This is a genomic window from Streptomyces sp. enrichment culture, assembly GCF_964273145.1.
GTDB lineage: Bacteria > Actinomycetota > Actinomycetes > Streptomycetales > Streptomycetaceae > Streptomyces.
This window is the reverse complement of record NZ_OZ186873.1, coordinates 5384580-5405830: the sequence shown is the minus strand read 5'-3', so window position 1 is coordinate 5405830 and position 21251 is coordinate 5384580. Positions and strand designations below refer to the sequence as shown.

Below are 21251 nucleotides of genomic sequence, written 5' to 3'. Positions count from 1 at the left end.
GCGGTGTCACTTCTCCCACGTCGTGTCGTTGGCGTCGAACCCGTCCCGGTCGTATCCGTACGCGCCGTCCACGTCGCCGTCCCCCTCCGTGCCTCCGCCGGGGCCGGAGTCCGCGAGCACCATGCTGATCAGGGCGTCGGCGTCCATGGCGTCGATGGAGCCGGTGGCGTCCGCGTCCCCGGTGGCCGGGGCGTCCGCCGCGATCCCCGCGAGTTCGAGCAGGCTCTCCATGAGTCCCGCCTCCCGCAGCCGGGACAGCGGTATGGCCGCCAGGGCGCTGCGGACGCGGGCCTCGGCCGAATCACCGTCCGCCCCGTCCTCCCCGGCCCGGGGAGCGAGTTCTTCCCGCAGGTGGCCCGCCACGGCCCTGATGCTCGGGTGGTCGAAGATGAGCGCAGCCGGGAGGCGCAGCCCGGTCGCCGCGCCCAGGCGGTTGCGGAACTCCACGGCGGACAGCGAGTCGAAGCCCAGGTCGCTGAAGGGCCGGTCGGCGTCGACCCCCTCGGTGTCGGCGTGGCCGAGGACCGCCACGACGTGTCCGCGCACCACCTCGACGAGCAGGTCCGTCCGTTCGGCCGCCGGCGTCTCGGCGAGGCGGGCGCGCAGCCCCTGGGAGCCGGCGGGCGCCGCCGCGACGGCTTGGGAGGCACGGCGCCCGGGTGCCCGGACCAGGCCGCGGAAGAGCGGCGGCAGGTCCCCTTCGCCGCCCTGCGCCATGGCCCGCGCGTCCAGCGCGACGGGGACGAGGAGCGCGTCGGCGGGGGCGCCGGTGCGCTCCTCGCCGAGGACGGCGGCGTCGAGGAGGGCGAGGCCCCGCTCGGCGGTGAGCGCGCCCGCGCCGGACCGGGTCATGCGATGGGTGTCGGTGCCGCTCAGCCGACCGGCCATGCCGCCGTCGTCCGCCCACAGGCCCCAGGCCAGCGAGGTGGCCGCCAGGCCGTGGGCGCGCCGGTGCTGGGCGAGGGCGTCGAGGAAGGCGTTGGCGGCGGCGTAGTTGCCCTGCCCCGGGACGCCGAGCACGCCGGCGATGGAGGAGAAGAGCACGAACGCCGACAGGTCGAGGTCGCGGGTCAGTTCGTGCAGGTTCCAGGCGGCGTCGACCTTGGGCCGCAGAACCCTGTCCAGGCGCTTCGGGGTCAGCGAGCCGATGACGCCGTCGTCGAGCACTCCCGCGACGTGCACGACCGCGGTCAGCGGATGTTCGGCGGGGACCGCCGCCAGCAGGCCGGCCAGCTGGAACCGGTCGGCGGCGTCACAGGCGGCGAGCGTGACGTGCGCCCCGCGCCCGGTCAGTTCCGCGCGCAATTCGGCGGCACCCGGCGCGTCCTGGCCGCGCCTGCTGGTCAGCAGCAGGCGGCGGACGCCGTGTTCGGTGACCAGGTGGCGTGCGACCAGGGCGCCCAGAGCGCCGGTGGCGCCGGTCACCAGCACGGTGCCCTCGGGGTCCCAGGCCCGCTCCTTTGGTCCGGCCCAGGCGGGGACGGCGGGAACGCGGGCCAGCCTGGGGGCCGCCAACATGCCGTCGCGGAGGGATACGTGGGGCTCCCGGCTGCGTACCGCCGCCGGCAGGGCGGTCAGTGAGGCGTCGGTGCCGTCCAGGTCGGCCAGCACGATCCGGCCGGGCTGCTCCATCTGCGCGGACCGTACGAGCCCGCTCACGGTGGCGGCCGCGAGGTCGGTGACGTCCCCGTCGGCTGCGGGCACCGCGCCCTGGGTGACGACCACCAGCGTCGCGGCGGTGAACCGGTCGTCCGCCAGCCAGGTCTGGAGGTCGGCGAGTGTCCGGTGCGCCAGCTCGCGCACGGCTCCCGCGGCATCCGTGGCTCCGGTGGCGGCAGTGGCGCCGAGGACGGGCAGTACGACGATGTCCGCGTCGCCCGCGTCCTCGACCCGCGGCACCGCCGCCGTGCTTCCCACCACCGTGGCCAGTGCCTCCGACCACGCGGCGGCACCGCTGCCGGCCACCACCCACTTCCCGGTGCCGGCGACGTCGGCGGCGGGCAGCGGGGTCCAGTCCACCCGGTAGAGGGAGTCGACGAACTCGGTGCGCGCCCGGGCCAGTTGCTCCTCGGAGATCGGCCGTATATCCAGCCGTTCCACCGACGCCACCGGCTGCCCGGCGGCGTCCGCCACCGCGAGCGACACCGCCCCGGCGCCGGACTCCGCACCCGGACCGAGCGGGCGCACCCGCACCCGCAACGCGGTGGCACCCGTGGCGAACAGTTCCACGCCCGACCAGGCGAACGGCAGTCCGGCCCGCTCCCCCGCGCCGCTCAGTCCCACGGCGTGCAGCGCCGCGTCCAGCACCGCCGGGTGCACGCCGAACCCGTCGACGGCCACGCCGTCCGGCAGCGCGACCTCGGCGTACACGTCCTCGCCCAGCCGCCAGGCGGCGCGCAGGCCGCGGAAGACGGGACCGTAGGACAGGCCGCCCTCGGCGAACCGTTCGTACACCCCCTCCACCGGCACCGGCACCGCGCCCGCCGGAGGCCAGACGGCGAACTCCTCGCCGTCCTCGGCGGTGGGCTCCGCGGTGGCGAGCACACCCGAGGCGTGCCGCACCCAGGGCGCCTCGTCCACGGTGCCTTCACCACGCGAGTGGATGCTGAAGGTGCGGCGGCCCGAGTCGTCGGGGGCCTGCACCACGAGCTGGGTGTGGACGGCACCGCGCTCCGGGAGCACCAGCGGCGTCTGCAGCGTCATCTCCGCGAGCACCGGGCAGCCCGCCTGGTCACCGGCGGAGACGGCCATCTCCACGAACCCGGTGCCGGGGAACAGTACGGTGTCGCCGACGGTGTGGTCGGCCAGCCAGGGCTGGGTGCGGGTGGAGAGCTTCCCGCCGAAGACCAGGCTGTCGGTCTCGGCGAGGGCGACGGCCGCACCCAGCAACGGATGATCGCCGCCGCCCGAAGCCGCGCCGAACGGGGAGTAGCCGTCGATCCAGTAGCGCTGTCGTTGGAAGGGGTAGGTGGGCAGGTCGACGTGGCGGGTGGGGGTGGTGTGCAGGGCGGTCCAGTCGACGGGGTGGCCGTGGGTCCACAGGTGGGCCAGGGCGGTGAGGGCTTCGGTGGGTTCGGGCCGGGTCCGGCGCAGCAGCGGGAGGCAGTGTGCGCCGTCCTGGGGCAGGGTGTCGGCGGCCATGGCGCTCAGTACGGCGTCGGGGCCCAGTTCCAGGAAGGTGGTGACGCCGTCGTCGGCCAGGGTGCGTACCGCGTCGCTGAAGCGGACGGTGTCGCGGACGTGGCCGACCCAGTACTCGGGGGTGACGGGGTCGGTGCTCTGTCCGGTGACGGTGGAGACGAAGGGGAGGGCGGGCTGGTGGAAGGCGAGGCCGCGTACCACGTTCTCGAACCGGGTGAGCATCGGTTCCATCAGCGGGGAGTGGAAGGCGTGGGAGACCTTCAGCCGGGAGGTCTTGCCGCCCTTGGCCCGTACCGCTGCCACGACCGCTTCCACCCGGGCCGCGGCACCGGAGACGACCACGGAGGCGGGGCCGTTGACGGCGGCGACGGCGGCGTCGTCCGCCCCGGCCAGCAGGGCGCGCACCTCCTCCTCGCCGGCCTGCACCGCGGCCATCGTCCCGCCCGGGGGCAGGGCCTGCATCAGCCGGCCGCGCGCCGCGACCAAAGCGCAGGCGTCGGCCAGGGAGAACACGCCCGCCACGTGCGCGGCGCCGATCTCGCCGATGGAGTGGCCCATGACGACGTCGGGACGCACCCCCCAGGACTCCACCAGCCGGAACAGGGCCACCTCCAGGGCGAACAGAGCCGGCTGGGCGTACTCGGTACGCTCCAGCAACGCCGCCTCCCGCGACCCCTCCACCGCGAACAACACCTCCCTGAGCGGACGCGGAAGCAGCGGATCCAGATGGACACACACCTCGTCCAGGGCGTCGGCGAACACCGGGAACACCTCCGCCAGCCCGGCGCCCATGCCGACACGCTGAGCCCCCTGACCGGTGAACAAGAACGCCAGCCGGCCCTCGGTCGCGCTCGCCTGGACCAGGCCCGGGGTGGTCTCCCCGGCCGCCAGGGCGCGCAGCCCCGCCAGCAGCTCGTCGCGGTCCGTGCCGAGGACGACCGCGCGGCGGTCCAGCCGGGCGCGCGTGGTCGCCAGCGCCGCGGCCACGTCCACCGGATCCGGGGCGTCCGCGGCGTCCAGCAGCCCGGCGAGGTCCTGTGCCTTGGCCCGGAGCGCGGCCGGGTCCGCGGCGGACACCGGGAGCAGGAGGGTGCCGGGGACGTCGTCCCGTTCCGTGGACCCGGAGTCCGGCTCGGCGGCCTCGGCGGGCTGCTCGATGATGACGTGGGCGTTGGTGCCGCTGATCCCGAAAGAGGAGACGGCGGCACGCCGCGGCCCGGTGGTCTCCCACGGCCTGGGCTCCGTCAGGAGCTCCACCCGCCCCGCGGTCCAGTCCACCTTCGACGACGGCTCGTCCACGTGCAGGGTCCGCGGGAGCACCCCGTGCCGCATCGCCATGATCATCTTGATGATGCCGGCGACGCCCGCGGCGGCCTGGGTGTGGCCCAGGTTCGACTTGACGGAGCCCAGCCACAGCGGCTGCTCGGCCGTACGGTCGCGGCCGTAGGTGGCGATGAGGGCCTGCGCCTCGATCGGGTCGCCCAGGACCGTGCCGGTGCCGTGCGCCTCCACGGTGTCTATCTCGTCGGTGGAGAGCCGGGCGTCCGCCAGCGCCGCGCGGATGACGCGCTGCTGGGAGGGGCCGTTGGGGGCGGTGAGGCCGTTGCTGGCGCCGTCCTGGTTCACGGCGCTGCCGCGCACCACCGCGAGCACCCGGTGGCCGTTGCGCCGGGCGTCGGAGAGCCGCTCGACCACCAGCACGCCGACGCCCTCGGACCAGCCGGTGCCGTCCGCCGCCTCGGCGAAGGACTTGCAGCGGCCGTCGGCGGCGAGCCCGCGCTGCCGGCTGAACTCGAGGAAGGTGGCGGGCGTGGCCATCACCGTCACGCCGCCGACCAGCGCCAGTGAGCACTCACCGGCGCGCAGTGCCTGGCCGGCGAGGTGCAGCGCCACCAGCGAGGAGGAGCAGGCGGTGTCCACCGTGACCGCGGGGCCTTCGAGGCCGTAGGTGTAGGCGATGCGGCCGGAGACGATGCTGCCCGCGCTGTGGCTGGTCGGGTAGTCGTGGTACATCACGCCGGCGAAGACACCGGTGGCGCTGCCCTTGAGGGTGGCCGGGTCGATGCCCGCGCGTTCGAACGCCTCCCAGGAGGCCTCCAGGAGGAGACGCTGCTGGGGGTCCGTGCTCAGCGCCTCGTTGGGGCTGATGCGGAAGAAAGCGGCGTCGAAGTCGGCGGCGTCGTGGAGGAAGCCGCCCTTGTCGACGTAGGTGGTGTCCGGGCGCTCGCCCTTCGGGTCGAAGATCGCGTGGGTGTCCCAGCCGCGGTCCTCGGGGAACTCCGAGAGGGCGTCCCTGCCGTCCAGCACCAGGTCCCACAGGTCTTCCGGCGACTCGACGCCGCCGGGGTAGCGGCAGGACATGCCGACGACGACGATCGGGTCGTCGCTCACGGGGGCCTCGTGCCGCACCGCCGTGGCGGTGGGGGCGTCGAGGGTGCCGAGCAGTTCGTCGTGGAGGAAGCCGGCGAGGTCGCCCGCGGTCGGGTAGTCGAAGACGAGGGTGGCGGGCAGCCGCAGGCCCGTCGCCGTGTTCAGCCCGTTGCGCAGTTCGACCGCCGTGAGGGAGTCGAAGCCCAGGTCGCTGAAGGCGCGGTCGGGTGCGATGGACGCGGGGTTGGCGTGGCCCAGGACGTCGGCGATCTGGCCCCGTACCACATTGAGCAGGGTCCGCTCCCGCTCGGCCCGGGTGAGCGCGGAGAGCCGCTGGTGCAGGGAGTCGGCGGTGGTCCCGTCACCGACGGCGGCGGTACGGCGCACGGAGGGGACGAGGTGGTGGTAGAGGGGCGGCAGTTCCGTGCCCTGCGCCCGCAACGCGTCGACATCGAGACGCACCGGCACCACAGCCGCACCCGCACGCACCCCCACATCGAACAACCCCACCCCCTGCGCCACCGACAACGGCAGCACACCACCCCGCGCCATCCTCAACCGGTCACCCTCCGACAACCCACCACCCATCCCCCCCACACCCTCATCCCCCCACACACCCCACGCCAACGACACACCCGGCAAACCCTCCGCGACCCGCGCCTGCACCAACCCGTCCAAAAACGCATTGCCCGCCGCGTAATTCCCCTGCCCCGGCGCACCCAACACACCAGCCGCAGACGAAAACACCGCAAACAACCCCAGCCCCAGATCACGCGTCAACTCATGCAGATTCCACCCACCCCACACCTTCGGCCGCAGCACACCCCGCAACCGCTCCACCGACAACGACCCCACCAGACCGTCATCCAGCACACCCGCCGCATGCACCACACCCACCAACGGAAACTCCCGCGGAATCCCCGCCAGCACCCCCGCCAACGCTTCCCGATCCGCCACATCACACGCCACCACCTCAACCGACACCGCACCCAGCCCCACCAGCGAATCAACCAACTCCCTCACACCCGCACCACCACCGGACCGACTCACCAACACCAAACGCCGCGCACCCCACACCGACACCAGATGCCGCGCCAACACCCCACCCAGACCACCGGTGCCACCCGTCACCAGCACCGTCCCACCACTCACATCCACACCCGCAGCACCCACACCCGACGCCGACACCGGCACCGAGGCACGCACCAGACGCGGCACCCACACCGCACCACCACGCACCGCCACCTGCGGCTCCCCCACACCCACCACACGCCCCGCCAACCCCGGCGGAAACTCCCCGTCCTCCCCACCCTCCACATCCACCAACACCAACCGGCCAGGACTCTCCGCCTGCGCCGACCGCACCAAACCCGCTACCGCCGCACCCGCCACATCACCCACACCACCCCCGTCAACCGACACACCACCCCGCGTCAACACCACCAACCGCGAACCCGAAAAACGCTCCTGCCCCAACCACCACTGCACCCCCGCCAACACCCGCTCCAACAACCCCGACACACCCTCGGGCACCCCGGCCAACACATCCCCGAACGCCCGCAGCACCACCACATCAGGCACCCCCACCACAGCACCCGACACCACATCATCAAACCCAGCCACATCCACCACACCACCGGACACCCCACCCACCGCCGGCTGCCACTCCACCCGGAACAACGACTCGGGGTACTCGGCGCGGGTGCGGGTGAGCTGCTCCTCGCCGATCGGCCGTACGTCGAGCCGGTCCACGGACACCACCGGGCGCCCGGTGGTGTCCGCCACGTCGAGCGACACGGCGGCACCCGGGCCGAGCGGGCGCACCCGCACCCGCAACGCGGTGGCACCCGTGGCGAACAGTTCCACGCCCGACCAGGCGAACGGCAGGGCGGCCCGCTGTCCGGCACCGGTCAGTCCCACGGCGTGCAGCGCCGCGTCCAGCACCGCCGGGTGCACGCCGAACCTGTCGACGGCCACGCCGTCCGGCAGCGCGACCTCGGCGTACACGTCCTCGCCCAGCCGCCAGGCGGCGCGCAGGCCGCGGAAAACGGGACCGTAGGACAAGCCGCCTTGCGCGTAGCGCTCGTAGACGCCCTCGACGGTGACGGGCTCGGCGCCCGCCGGGGGCCAGGCCCCGAGGTCGAACCCGCCGGAGCCGCCGCGCGCCGCGGCGACCAGCGTGCCCGAGCCGTTGCGGATCCAGGGGGTCTCCGCAGTGGCGGCCTCGTCCCGTGAGTACACCCGTACCGAGCGGCGCCGGGCGTCGCCCTCGGGGACGCCCACGACGACCTGGACCTGGACCCCGCCGCGCTCGGGCAGCACCAGGGGCGCCTCCAGCGTCAGCTCTTCGAGCACCCCGCAGCCGACCCGGTCGCCGGCGCGGATCAGCAGGTCGACGAAGCCGGTGCCGGGGAAGAAGACCGAGCCGCCGACGACGTGGTCGGCGAGCCAGGGCTGGGTCTGTGCCGAGAGCCGCCCGGTGAAGAGGTGGCCCCCCTCGTCGGCGAGCGCCACGGCCGCGCCGAGGAGCGGGTGGTCGGTGGCGCCGAGGCCGATGGACTCCGGATCGCCCTGGCCGTCCTGCGTCTGCTCCCAGAAGCTCTGCCGCTGGAAGGCGTACGTGGGCAGGTCGACGGGTCGGGCCCCGGTGCCGTCGAACACGGCGGGCCAGGCGACCTCGCCGCCCGCGGCGTGCAGCCGGCCGAGGCCGGTGAGCAGGGCCCGTGCCTCCGGGCGTCCCTTGCGCAGCAGCGGCACGCACACGAAACGCGCCATGCGCTCGGGGCGCTCGACGCCCTCGGTCTCCTCCAGGCAGGTCTGTGCGAGGCCGGTCAGCACGCCGTCGGGGCCGACCTCGACGAACCGGGTCACGCCGCGGTCCACCGCGGTGCGCACGCCGTCGGCGAAGCGCACGGCGTGGATCACGTGCCGCAGCCAGTACTCGGCGGTGCGCAGATCCTCCCCCACCGCCACGTCGCCGGTCACGTTGGAGACGACGGTCAGCCGCGGTTCGCCGAAGGACAGCGCCTGGAGCACCTGCCGGAAGTCGTCCAGCACGGGCCGCATCAGTTCCGAGTGGAAGGCGTGCGACACGTTGAGGCGGGACGTCTTGCGACCCTCGGCCCGCAGCCGTTCGGCGACCTGCGTCACCGCCGCCTCGGGGCCCGAGAGGACGACCGCGCCGGGGCCGTTGACCGCGGCCAGGCCGGCTCCCGGCGCGTCGGCGAGCAGCGGCAGCACCTCGTCCTCGCTCGCCTGGACGGCGATCATGGCGCCGCCCGCGGGGAGCGCCTGCATGAGCCTGCCGCGCGCGGCGACCAAGGCGCAGGCGTCGGCCAGGGAGAGCACGCCCGCGACGTGCGCGGCGGCGATCTCGCCGATGGAGTGGCCCATGACGACGTCGGGCCGGACGCCCCAGGACTCCAGCAGCCGGAACAGGGCCACCTCTAGGGCGAACAGAGCCAGCTGGGCGTACTCGGTGCGGTCCAGCAGCGCGGCCTCGGCGGTGCCCTCGGTGGCGGACAGGACCTCGTCCAGGGGACGTTCGAGCAGTGCGTCGAGGTGCTCGCGGATCTCGTCCCAGGCCCGCCGGTAGGCGGGGTAGGTGTCGTACAGCTCGCGGCCCATGCCGGGGCGCTGGGCGCCCTGGCCGGTGAAGAGGAACGCGGTCTTGCCGCTGGTGCGGGTGGTGCCGTCGGCGGTGCCGTCGGCGACGGACGCGAGGCCCGCCAGCAGTTCGGCGGTGTCGGCGCCGAGGACGGTGGCGCGCCGTTCCAGCGCGCCGCGCCGGGTGGCCAGGGACCAGCCGATGTCCACGGGGCTCAGGGTGCCGTGCTCGGTGACGTACGCGGCGAGGCGTGCGGCCTGGGCGCGCAGTCCGTCCTCGCCGTGGCCGGAGACGACCCACGGCACCAGCGCGTCCCGCGCGGGGCCGTCGTCCGAGGAGGCGGCCCGCTCGTGGTCGTGCTCGGGCGACGCCTGCTCGATGATGACGTGGGCGTTGGTGCCGCTGATGCCGAAGGAGGAGATGCCCGCGCGGCGCGGCCGGCCGGCGTCCCAGGGGACCTCCTCGGTCAGCAGCCGCAGGGTGCCCGACGTCCAGTCGATGTGCCCGGACGGCTCGTCGACGTGCAGGGTCCTGGGCAGGACGCCGTGGCGCATGGCCATGATCATTTTGATGATGCCGGCGACGCCCGCGGCGCCCTGCGTGTGGCCGATGTTGGACTTGACCGAGCCGAGCCACAGCGGGCTGTCCGCGGGGCGGTCCTGGCCGTAGGCGGCGATGAGGGCCTGTGCCTCGATGGGGTCGCCCAGGACCGTTCCGGTGCCGTGCGCCTCGACGACGTCGACGTCGGCCGGGTTCAGCCGGGAGTTGGCGAGCGCCTGGCGGATGACGCGCTGCTGGGCGGGGCCGTTGGGCGCGGTGAGGCCGTTGCTGGCGCCGTCCTGGTTGACGGCCGAGCCGCGCACCACCGCGAGGACGGGGTGCCCGTTGCGCCGGGCGTCGGAGAGCCGCTCCAGGACGAGCACGCCGATGCCCTCGCCCCAGGCGGTGCCGTCGGCCCCGGCGGCGAACGCCCTGCAGCGGCCCTCGTGGGACAGGCCGCGCTGGCGGCTGAACTCCACGAAGGCGGCGGGCGAGGCCATGACGGTCACTCCACCCGCGAGGGCGAGGTCGCACTCGCCGGTGCGCAGTGCCTGGCCGGCGAGGTGCAGGGCCACGAGCGAGGAGGAGCAGGCGGTGTCCACCGTGACCGCGGGGCCTTCGAGGCCGTAGGTGTAGGCGATGCGGCCGGAGACGATGCTGCCGGAGCTGCTGCTGCCCGAGTAGTCGTGGTAGACGACACCGGCGAAGACACCGGTGGCGCTGCCCTTGAGGGTGGCCGGGTCGATGCCCGCGCGTTCGAACGCCTCCCAGGAGGTCTCCAGGAGGAGACGCTGCTGGGGGTCGGTGATCAGGGCCTCGTTGGGGCTGATGCCGAAGAACTCGGCGTCGAAGTCGGCGGCGTCGTGGAGGAAGCCGCCCTTGTCGACGTAGGTGGTGTCCGGGCGGGTGCCGGTGGGGTCGTAGAGCCGGTCGAGATTCCAGCCGCGGTTGCCGGGGAAGTCGGTGATGGCGTCCCTGCCGTCCAGCACCAGGTCCCACAGGTCTTCCGGCGACTCGACGCCGCCGGGGTAACGGCAGGACATGCCGACGACGACGATCGGATCGTCACCGACGAGGTCGGTGGCCGGCCGGAGCGCGGCCGCGGCCATGTCCCCGCCGACCTCGGCCAGCAGGAAGTCGGCGAGGTCGTCCGCGGTCGGGTAGTCGAAGACGAGGGTGGCGGGCAGCCGCAGGCCCGTCGCCGTGTTCAGCCCGTTGCGCAGTTCGACCGCGGTGAGGGAGTCGAAGCCCAGGTCGCCGAAGGCGCGGCCGGGCTCGATCGCCTCGGGGACCGCGTGGCCGAGCACCGTGGCCACCTGCCCCCGCACCAGGTCGAGGACGGCCTCCCTGCGCTCGGGTTCGGCAAGTGCGGCGAGGCGCTCGCCGAGCGAGCCGGCGGCAGCGGCCGCGGTACGCGAGGTGGCCCGGCGGCGGGCGGGCCGGCCGGTGAGGTGGTGGTAGAGGGGCGGCAGTTCCGTGCCCTGCGCCCGCAACGCGTCGACATCGAGACGCACCGGCACCACAGCCGCACCCGCACGCACCCCCACATCGAACAACCCCACCCCCTGCGCCACCGACAACGGCAGCACACCACCCCGCGCCATCCTCAACCGGTCACCCTCCGACAACCCACCACCCATCCCCCCCACACCCTCATCCCCCCACACACCCCACGCCAACGACACACCCGGCAAACCCTCCGCGACCCGCGCCTGCACCAACCCGTCCAAAAACGCATTGCCCGCCGCGTAATTCCCCTGCCCCGGCGCACCCAACACACCAGCCGCAGACGAAAACACCGCAAACAACCCCAGCCCCAGATCACGCGTCAACTCATGCAGATTCCACCCACCCCACACCTTCGGCCGCAGCACACCCCGCAACCGCTCCACCGACAACGACCCCACCAGACCGTCATCCAGCACACCCGCCGCATGCACCACACCCACCAACGGAAACTCCCGCGGAATCCCCGCCAGCACCCCCGCCAACGCTTCCCGATCCGCCACATCACACGCCACCACCTCAACCGACACCGCACCCAGCCCCACCAGCGAATCAACCAACTCCCTCACACCCGCACCACCACCGGACCGACTCACCAACACCAAACGCCGCGCACCCCACACCGACACCAGATGCCGCGCCAACACCCCACCCAGACCACCGGTGCCACCCGTCACCAGCACCGTCCCACCACTCACATCCACACCCGCAGCACCCACACCCGACGCCGACACCGGCACCGAGGCACGCACCAGACGCGGCACCCACACCGCACCACCACGCACCGCCACCTGCGGCTCCCCCACACCCACCACACGCCCCGCCAACCCCGGCGGAAACTCCCCGTCCTCCCCACCCTCCACATCCACCAACACCAACCGGCCAGGACTCTCCGCCTGCGCCGACCGCACCAAACCCGCTACCGCCGCACCCGCCACATCACCCACACCACCCCCGTCAACCGACACACCACCCCGCGTCAACACCACCAACCGCGAACCCGAAAAACGCTCCTGCCCCAACCACCACTGCACCCCCGCCAACACCCGCTCCAACAACCCCGACACACCCTCGGGCACCCCGGCCGACACATCCCCGAACGCCCGCAGCACCACCACATCAGGCACCCCCACCACAGCACCCGACACCACATCATCAAACCCAGCCACATCCACCACACCACCGGACACCCCACCCACCGCCGGCTGCCACTCCACCCGGAACAACGACTCGGGGAAGCGCACTCCACCGTCTCCGGTGAGTTCGGCGGCCGTGGCGGGGCGTACGGTCAGCGACTCCACCGAGGCGACGGCCTCGCCCGCGGCGTCGGCGACGGCCACCGTGAAGCTGTCGCCGCCCAGCGGCGAGAGCCGCACCCGCAGTGCGGACGCACCGGTGGCGTGCAGGGTGACGCCGCGCCACTGCGCGTGCAGCCGGGGGCGCGGGTCCTGCCCGGCGTCCGCGGCGGAGCCGGGCAGGGCCAGGCTCTGGAGCGCGGCGTCCAGGGCGGCGGGGTGCAGCCGGAACCGCTCGGCGTCCTTGGCGGCCCGCTCGGGCAGCGCGACCTCGGCGAACAGCTCGTCGTCCAGCCGCCAGGCGGCCTTGAGGCCCCGATAGGCGGTGCCGTACGTCAGTCCCGCCGCCGCGTAGCGCTCGTACGCGTCCTCGACCGGGACGGGGGTCGCCCCGGCGGGCGGCCACTCGGCGAGGGCGGAGGCGTCCGTCGCGGGACGCGCACCGGTGCCCAGCACACCGGTCGCGTGCCTCGTCCAGGAGGAGTCGCCCGCGGCGTCCTCGGCGCGCGAGAACACCCGCACCGCGCGGGTTCCCGTGTCGCCCTCCGGGGCGCCCACGGTGACCTGCACCTGCCGGCCGCCGCGCTCGGGCAGCACCAGGGGCGCCTCCAGCGTCAGCTCTTCGAGCACCCCGCAGCCGACCTGGTCACCGGCGCGGATGGCCAGCTCCACGAAGCCTGTCTCGGGGAACACGACGGTCCCGGCGACGGCACGGTCGGCGAGCCAGGCGTGGGTGGCGGTGGAGAGCCGCCCGGTGAACAGCGCGCCGTCGGAGTCCGCCAGCATCATGGCGGCGCCCAGCAGGGGGTGGTCGGCGGTGTCGAGCCCGGCCGACGCGACGTTGCCGGCGACCGCGGCGTTGTCGATCCAGTAGTGCTGTCGTTGGAAGGGGTAGGTGGGCAGGTCGACGTGGCGGGTGGGGGTGGTGTGCAGGGCGGTCCAGTCGACGGGGTGGCCGTGGGTCCACAGGTGGGCCAGGGCGGTGAGGGCTTCGGTGGGTTCGGGCCGGGTCCGGCGCAGCAGCGGGAGGCAGTGTGCGCCGTCCTGGGGCAGGGTGTCGGCGGCCATGGCGCTCAGTACGGCGTCGGGGCCCAGTTCCAGGAAGGTGGTGACGCCGTCGTCGGCCAGGGTGCGTACCGCGTCGCTGAAGCGGACGGTGTCGCGGACGTGGCCGACCCAGTACTCGGGGGTGACGGGGTCGGTGCTCTGTCCGGTGACGGTGGAGACGAAGGGGAGGGCGGGCTGGTGGAAGGCGAGGCCGCGTACCACGTTCTCGAACCGGGTGAGCATCGGTTCCATCAGCGGGGAGTGGAAGGCGTGGGAGACCTTCAGCCGGGAGGTCTTGCCGCCCTTGGCCCGTACCGCTGCCACGACCGCTTCCACCCGGGCCGCGGCACCGGAGACGACCACGGAGGCGGGGCCGTTGACGGCGGCGACGGCGGCATCGTCCGCCCCGGCCAGCAGGGCGCGCACCTCCTCCTCGCCGGCCTGCACCGCGGCCATCGTCCCGCCCGGGGGCAGGGCCTGCATCAGCCGGCCGCGCGCCGCGACCAAAGCGCAGGCGTCGGCCAGGGAGAACACGCCCGCCACGTGCGCGGCGCCGATCTCGCCGATGGAGTGGCCCATGACGACGTCGGGACGCACCCCCCAGGACTCCACCAGCCGGAACAGGGCCACCTCCAGGGCGAACAGAGCCGGCTGGGCGTACTCGGTACGCTCCAGCAACGCCGCCTCCCGCGACCCCTCCACCGCGAACAACACCTCCTTGAGGGGGATGTCGAGCTGGAGGTCGAGGTGTCCGCACACCTCGTCCAGGGCGTCGGCGAACACCGGGAACACCTCCGCCAGCCCGGCACCCATGCCGACACGCTGAGCCCCCTGACCGGTGAACAAGAACGCCAGCCGGCCGCCCGCCACCGTGCCCTCCACCACGCCCGGGGCGCTCGCGCCCGCCGCCAGGGCGCGCAGCCCCGCCAGCAGCTCCTCACGGTCCGTGGCGACGACCGCCGCGCGGCGGTCCAGCTGGGCACGCGTGGTCGCCAGCGCCACGGCCACGTCCACCGGGTCCGGGGCGCCCTCCCCCTCCAGCAAGTCCAGCACCCCCCTGGCCTGCGCACGCAGCGCCGCCGGGCTCGCGGCGGACACCGGGTAGAGCGCCGGGTCCGCGGGCTCCGGGCGCTCGGCGGCGTCCCGTGCGGGCTCTTCCTCGGGCGCCTGCTCCAGGATGACGTGGGCGTTGGTGCCGCTGATGCCGAAGGAGGAGATGCCCGCGCGGCGCGGCCGGCCGGCGTCCCAGGGGACCTCCTCGGTCAGCAGCCGGACGTGTCCCGCGGTCCAGTCCACCTTCGACGACGGCTCGTCCACGTGCAGGGTCCGCGGGAGCACCCCATGCCGCATCGCCATGACCATCTTGATGATGCCGGCGACCCCCGCGGCGGCCTGGGTGTGGCCCAGGTTCGACTTGACGGAGCCCAGCCACAGCGGCCGGTCGGCCGCGCGGTCGCGGCCGTAGGTGGCGATGAGGGCCTGCGCCTCGATCGGGTCGCCCAGAACCGTGCCGGTGCCGTGCGCCTCGACCACGTCCACCTGGTCGGCGGAGAGCTGTGCGCTGGCCAGAGCGTCCCAGATGACGCGCTGCTGGGAGGGGCCGTTGGGCGCGGTGAGGCCGTTGCTGGCGCCATCCTGGTTGACGGCCGAGCCGCGCACCACCGCGAGGACGGGATGCCCGTTGCGCCGGGCGTCGGAGAGCCGCTCCACCAGGAGCATGCCCACGCCCTCGGACCAGCCGGTGCCGTCCGCGGCCTCCGAGAACGCCTTGCAGCGGCCGTCGGCGGCGAGTCCGCGCTGCCGGCTGAAGGCGACGTAGGGGTCGGGGGTGGCCATCACGGTGGCGCCGCCCGCGAGCGCGAGGGTGCACTCGCCCTTGCGCAGGGCCTGCATGGCGAGGTGCAGCGCCACCAGCGACGAGGAGCAGGCGGTGTCGACCGTGACCGCGGGGCCTTCGAGGCCGAGGACGTAGGAGATGCGGCCGGAGAGCACGGCGGCGTTGCTGCCCGTGGCCAGGTACGCCTCGGCCTCCTCGGGCAGTTTCAGCTCGAAGTACGTCTGCCCGTTGGTACCGGTGAAGACGCCGACGCGGCCGCCGCGCAACGAGTCCGGTGCGATGCCGCCGCGCTCGAACGCCTCCCAGGCGGTCTCCAGCAGCAGGCGCTGCTGGGGGTCCATGCCCAGTGCCTCGCGGGGCGAGATGCCGAAGAAGGCGGGGTCGAACTGCCCGGCGTCGTAGAGGAATCCGCCCTTGCGGGCGTAGTCCGTGCCGTCGTCGAGGTTCCCGGCCGCGGCGGTCGCGGTCTCCCAGCCCCGGTCCTCGGGGAAGTCCCCGATGGCGTCCCCTCCCGCGGCGAGCAGCCGCCACAGCTCCTCGGGCGTCCGTACGCCGCCGGGGAGACGGCAGCTCATCGCGACGATGGCGATGGGCTCCTGCCCGGCATTCTCCATCTCCCGCAGCCGCTGCTTGGTGGCGTGCAGGTCCGCGGTCGTCCGCTTGAGGTAGTCGAGGAGCTTCGCTTCGTTCACGTTCGCCATCGGGGCCTCGCCATGTGTCGTCTCCCGGGCGCGGCGGCACGGGGAGGTTCGGGAAGAATGGGGTGGGGCTGGGGACTGGGCAGCGGGTCAGGAGAGTCCGAGCTCCTTGTCGAGGAAGTCGAAGACGTCCTCGGCCGACGCGTTGTCGAGGCGGCCGGCGACCGTGGCCGCGTCCGCCACCGCGGGGCCGTCCGGGCCCGCGGCCTTGCCGGTGCGGGCGTTGAGGCCGTCGACCAGTTCCTGGAGCCGGTGGCTGATGCGGCTGCGTTCGATCTCCTCGGCGGAGAGGGCCGCGGCCACGGACTCGATGCGCTCCAGCTCCGCGAGGACGGGCACGGCGGGGCCGGCCCCGTCCGGGCACAGCTCGCCGTGCAGGTGCGCGGCCAGGACGTCCGGGCTCGCGTAGTCGAAGAGCAGGGTGGCCGGGAGCTTCAGCCCGGTCACGGTGGTCAGGCGGTTGCGGAACTCGACCGCGGTGAGCGAGTCGAAGCCGAGTTCGCTGAAGGCGCGGTTCGACTGCACCGTGCCGGGGCCGTCGTAGGCGAGGACGAGCGCGATCTGCCCGCGCACCAGGTCGAGCACTTCGCGGCGCTGCTCGCTCTCGGGCAGCGCCGCCAGCCTGGCCACCAGGCCGGAGGCCGCCTCCGCGGTCCCGGCGGCGGTGCCGGGACCGGGCGTGGCGGCGGCGCGGACCTCGGGGAGGCCGGCGAGGAGCGCGCTCGGCCGGCTCGCGGTGAAGCCCTCCGCGAGCCGCGGCCAGTCGGCGTCGAGCACGCCGACGCACGGGATCCGTGCGTCGAGGGCGCGCTGGAGCGCCGTGAGGCACAGGTCGGCGTCCATCGGGGCGAGGCCGCGCCACCAGGAGCGGTCCTGGGACGCCTCCTCGCCTGCCATGCCGCCGCCGTCCCAGGGGCCCCAGGCCACCGAGGTGGCGGCCAGGCCGAGGGCCCGGCGGTGGTGGGCGAGGGCGTCGAGGTAGGCGTTGGCGGCGGCGTAGCTGCCCTGTCCCGCGCTGCCGAGCAGTCCGGCGACGGAGGAGAAGGTGACGAACGCGGTCAGGTCCATGTCCTTGGTGAGGTCGTGCAGGTGGCGTGCCGCCTCCGCCTTCGGGCGGCGCACGCCCTCGAGCCGGTCGGGGGTGATGGACTCCAGCACGCCGTCGTCCAGGACGCCCGCCGTGTGGATGACGGCGGTGAGCGGGTGTTCGGCGGGCAGGGTGTCGAGGAGCGCCGCGAGCTGGGAGCGGTCGGCGGCGTCGCAGGCGGCGACGGTGACGCGGGTGCCGAGCGCGGTCAGTTCGGCGGACAGTTCCCCGACGCCGGGCGCCTCGGGGCCGCGGCGGCTGGTGAGGACGAGGTGGTCGGCGCCGCGTCGGGCGAGCCAGCGGGCGACGTGGGCGCCGAGGGCGCCGGTCCCGCCGGTGACCAGGACGGTGCCGTGCGCAGTCCAGCCCGTACCGGCGCCCTCGATGCTGGTGTCGGCGGGGACGTGGGCGAGGCGGCGCCCGAAGGTGCCGGAGGCACGGATCGCGACCTGGTCCTCCGGCCCGGTGTCCGTCTCCCCGGCCGCGAGGGTGGAGACCAGGCGGGCCGCGGTGCGTTCGTCGGGTACCGGCGGCAGGTCGACCAGGCCGCCCCAGCGCTGCGGGTGCTCCAGGGCGACGACCCGGCCGAGGCCCCACACCTGGGCCTGCTCCGGATGGGGCAGCTCCTCGGCGCCGCTGACGGCGACGGCCCCGCTGGTCAGGCACCACAGGGGGGTGTCGGCGGCGCTGTCGCCCAGCGTCTGGGCGAGGGAGACGGTGGCGGTGAGGCCGTGCGCGCCGGCGGTGAGGGCGAGCAGCGAGACCACGGCGCGCACCGGCTCGCCGTCGCCGTGCGCGGTGCGCAGCCGGTCCCCGAGTGCGCGCCGGGCGTCGTCGGTGGCGGCCGGCCCTCCGGCGCCGCCGAGGCGGGCCAGTTCGCCGTCGTCGACGGTGACGCGGTGGGCCGTCGCCCCGCGGGCGGCCAGGGCCTCGCCGAGTGCGGTGGCCCAGCGGTCGGCGGCGGGCTCGTCGGGGGTGACGACGAGCCAGGCCCCGGTCGTGGCGGTGTCGGCGGCGGGCTCACCGAGGGCCTGCCAGTCGACGCGGTAGCTCCAGGCGTCGGCGGTGGCCTCCCGCACACGGCGGGAGCGCCAGGACGCGAGCAGGGGCAGTACGGCGTTCAGCGCGTCGCGCTCGGCGTCGCCCGCGTGCAACGCGTCGCCGAGGGCGGCGCCGTCGCTGTGCTCCACGGCGTGCCAGAAGGCGGTGTCGCCCGCGTCGGCGGGTGCCGCGCCGCCCCCTGCGCCGGGGGTGGCGCTGTCCTCGTCCCACCAGTAGCGCTGCCGCTGAAAGGGGTAGGTGGGCAGGTCCACCCGCCTGCCGCCCCAGTTCCCGGCAACCGCGGGCCAGGTGATGGGCGTGCCGCGTACGTGGAGTTCGGCGAGGGCGGTGAACAGGGCGGCCGGCTCGGGGCGGTCGGCGCGCAGCAGGGCGACGAAGGCGGTGTCCGGCCGGTCGGCGTCGGGGGTGACGCACTGCCGGGCGAGGGCGGTGAGGGTGGCGCCGGGGCCGAGTTCGACGAAGGTGCCGACGCCGTGTTCGAGGAGGGTGGTGATGCCGTCGGCGAAGCGGACCGTCTCGCGCACGTGCCGCACCCAGTAGTCGGCGGTGGTCAGTTCGCCTCCGGTGGCGAGCCTTCCGGTGAGGTTGGAGACGATCGGCAGGCGGGGCGCGTTCATCGGGATCGCCTCGACGGCCTTGCGGAAGTCCTCGAGCATCGGTTCCATGCGCGGCGAGTGGAAGGCGTGGCTGACGCGCAGCGGGGAGGTCTTGCGGCCCCGTTCGCGCAGGTGCTCGGCGGCGGCGAGAACGGCGTCCTCGGCACCGGAGAGGACCACGGCCGAGGGGCCGTTGACGGCGGCCACGCCGAGTTCGTCGCCCAGCAGCGGGAGGACTTCCCCCTCGGCCGCCTCGACGGCCACCATGGCGCCGCCGGCGGGCAGGTCCTGCATGAGCCGCCCGCGGGCGGCCACCAGGGCACAGGCGTCGGGAAGGGTGAACACGCCGGCGGCGTGGGCCGCGGCGATCTCTCCGATGGAGTGGCCGATCAGCAGGTCCGGGCGGACGCCCCAGCTTTCCAGCAGGCCGAACAGGGCGACCTCGACGGCGAACAGCGCGGCCTGGGCATGGCCGGTGCGGTTCAGCTCGGCCGCGTTCCGCTCCGACTGCGCCGCCCACATCACGTCGCGCGCGGGGATGGCGAGTTTGGGGTCGAGCTCGGCGGTGACGGCGTCGAAGGCGGCCGCGAACGCGGGCTGGGAGGCGTACAGCTCCCGTCCCATGCCGAGGCGCTGGGAGCCCTGGCCCGCGAACATGAAGGCGGTGCGGCCGCCGGGGCCCTGGGGGGTGCCGCGCACGACGCCGGTGCTCTCCTCGCCCGCGGCCAGCGCGTCGAGGCGGCGCAGCAGGCTCTCGCGGTCGTCCGCGACGACGACGGCCCGCCGGTCGAAGGCGGCCCGGGTGGTGGCCAGGGAGAAGGCCACGTCGGCCGCCGTGTCGTCCGTCCTCACGGTGAGCCGGGTGCGCAGCCGGGCCGCGGCGGCGCGCAGCGCGCGCTCGTCGCGCGCCGAGAGCAGGTGGGGCAGCGGGCCCCGGACGGCGGACGGCGCGGGCGCCCCGGCCGGCTCGGGGGGTGTCTCCTCGATGATGACGTGGGCGTTCGTGCCGCTCAGGCCGAAGGAGGAGACGCCCGCCCGGCGCGGTGCCTCGCTGTCCCAGGCGACCGGCTCGGTCAGCAGCCGGACGTGGCCCGCGCTCCAGTCGACCTGCGGCGTCGGCTCGTCGACGTGCAGGGTGCGCGGGAGCCTGCGGTGCCTGATGGCCTCGACCATCTTGATGACGCCGCCGACGCCGGCGGCGGCCTGCGCGTGCCCCATGTTCGACTTGACGGAGCCCAGCCACAGGGGGCGGTCCGCGGGCCGGTCCTGGCCGTAGGTGGCGATGAGGGCCTGCGCCTCGATCGGGTCGCCGAGCACGGTGCCGGTGCCGTGCGCCTCCACCACGTCGACGTCCCCCGTGGCGAGCTGGGCGTTGTGCAGGGCCTGGCGGATGACGCGCTGCTGGGCGGGGCCGTTGGGCGCGGTGAGGCCGTTGCTGGCGCCGTCCTGGTTGACGGCCGAGCCGCGCACCACCGCGAGGACGGGATGCCCGTTGCGCCGGGCGTCGGAGAGCCGCTCCACCAGCAGGACGCCCACGCCCTCGGCCCAGCCCGCGCCGTCGGCGGCACCGGCGAAGGACTTGCAGCGGCCGTCGGGGGCGAGTCCGCGCTGCTTGCTGAACTCCACGAACATGCCCGGGCCCGCCATGACGGTCACCCCGCCGGCGAGGGCGAGCGAGCACTCCCCGTCGCGCAGCGCCTGGGCCGCGAGGTGCAGCGCCACCAGCGACGACGAGCACGCGGTGTCCACCGTCACCGCCGGGCCCTCGAAGCCGAAGGTGTAGGCGACCCGCCCCGACACCAGACTGCCCGCGGTGCTGCCGCCGGCGTAGTCGTGGTACATCAGCCCGGCGAACACGCCGGTCCTGCTGCCCCTGAGGGTGGCCGGGTCGATGCCCGCCCGTTCGAAGGTCTCCCAGGTGGTCTCCAGGAGCAGCCGCTGCTGGGGATCGGTCTCCGGGGCCTCCCGGGGGCTCAGGCCGAAGAACGCCGGGTCGAAGTCGGCCGCGTCGTACAGGAAGCCGCCCTCGCGGACGTAGCTGCGGCCCGTGCGTCCGGGCACCGGGTCGTAGAGGGTGTCCATGTCCCACCCGCGGTCGGCCGGGAACTGCCCGACCACGTCGATGCCCTCGTCGACGACGCGCCACAGGTCCTCGGGGGAGGTCACCCCGCCCGGATAGCGGCAGCCCATCGCGACGATGGCGATCGGCTCGTGCCGGCCGTCCTCCACCTCGCGCAGACGGCGGCGGGTCTCGTGCAGGTCCGCCGTCGCGCGCCGCAGGTACTCGCGCAGTTTCTGGTCGTTCGCCATCGTGTCTGAACCAATCTGGGGTCGGTCGGAGCCGGATGGGGCTGCGGGCGGGGGCCCGGGATGACAGGAGTGCGGGGGCGCGGGAAGCCGGGGCCGGGGCGCCGCGGTGTCGTGGGCCGGGGCGGGCCATGGCGCCCGGACCGGTTCCGGTCCGC

Annotated in this window: 2 protein-coding genes; both read right to left on the bottom strand. The window is 74.5% G+C overall.

The genetic code is table 11. The features are described 5' to 3' along the window. Positions 1-6: 6 nt before the first annotated feature. Complete coding sequence (locus tag ACSU6Z_RS24090) at positions 7-16044, bottom strand: type I polyketide synthase (protein WP_437048646.1); 16038 nt, start codon at positions 16042-16044, stop codon at positions 7-9. Positions 16045-16131: 87 nt separating this feature from the next. Next, the gene (locus ACSU6Z_RS24085; RefSeq protein WP_437048645.1) at positions 16132-21096 is read right to left on the bottom strand and encodes a type I polyketide synthase; all 4965 of its coding nucleotides are present in this window, start codon (positions 21094-21096) and stop codon (positions 16132-16134) included. Positions 21097-21251: the final 155 nt, after the last annotated feature.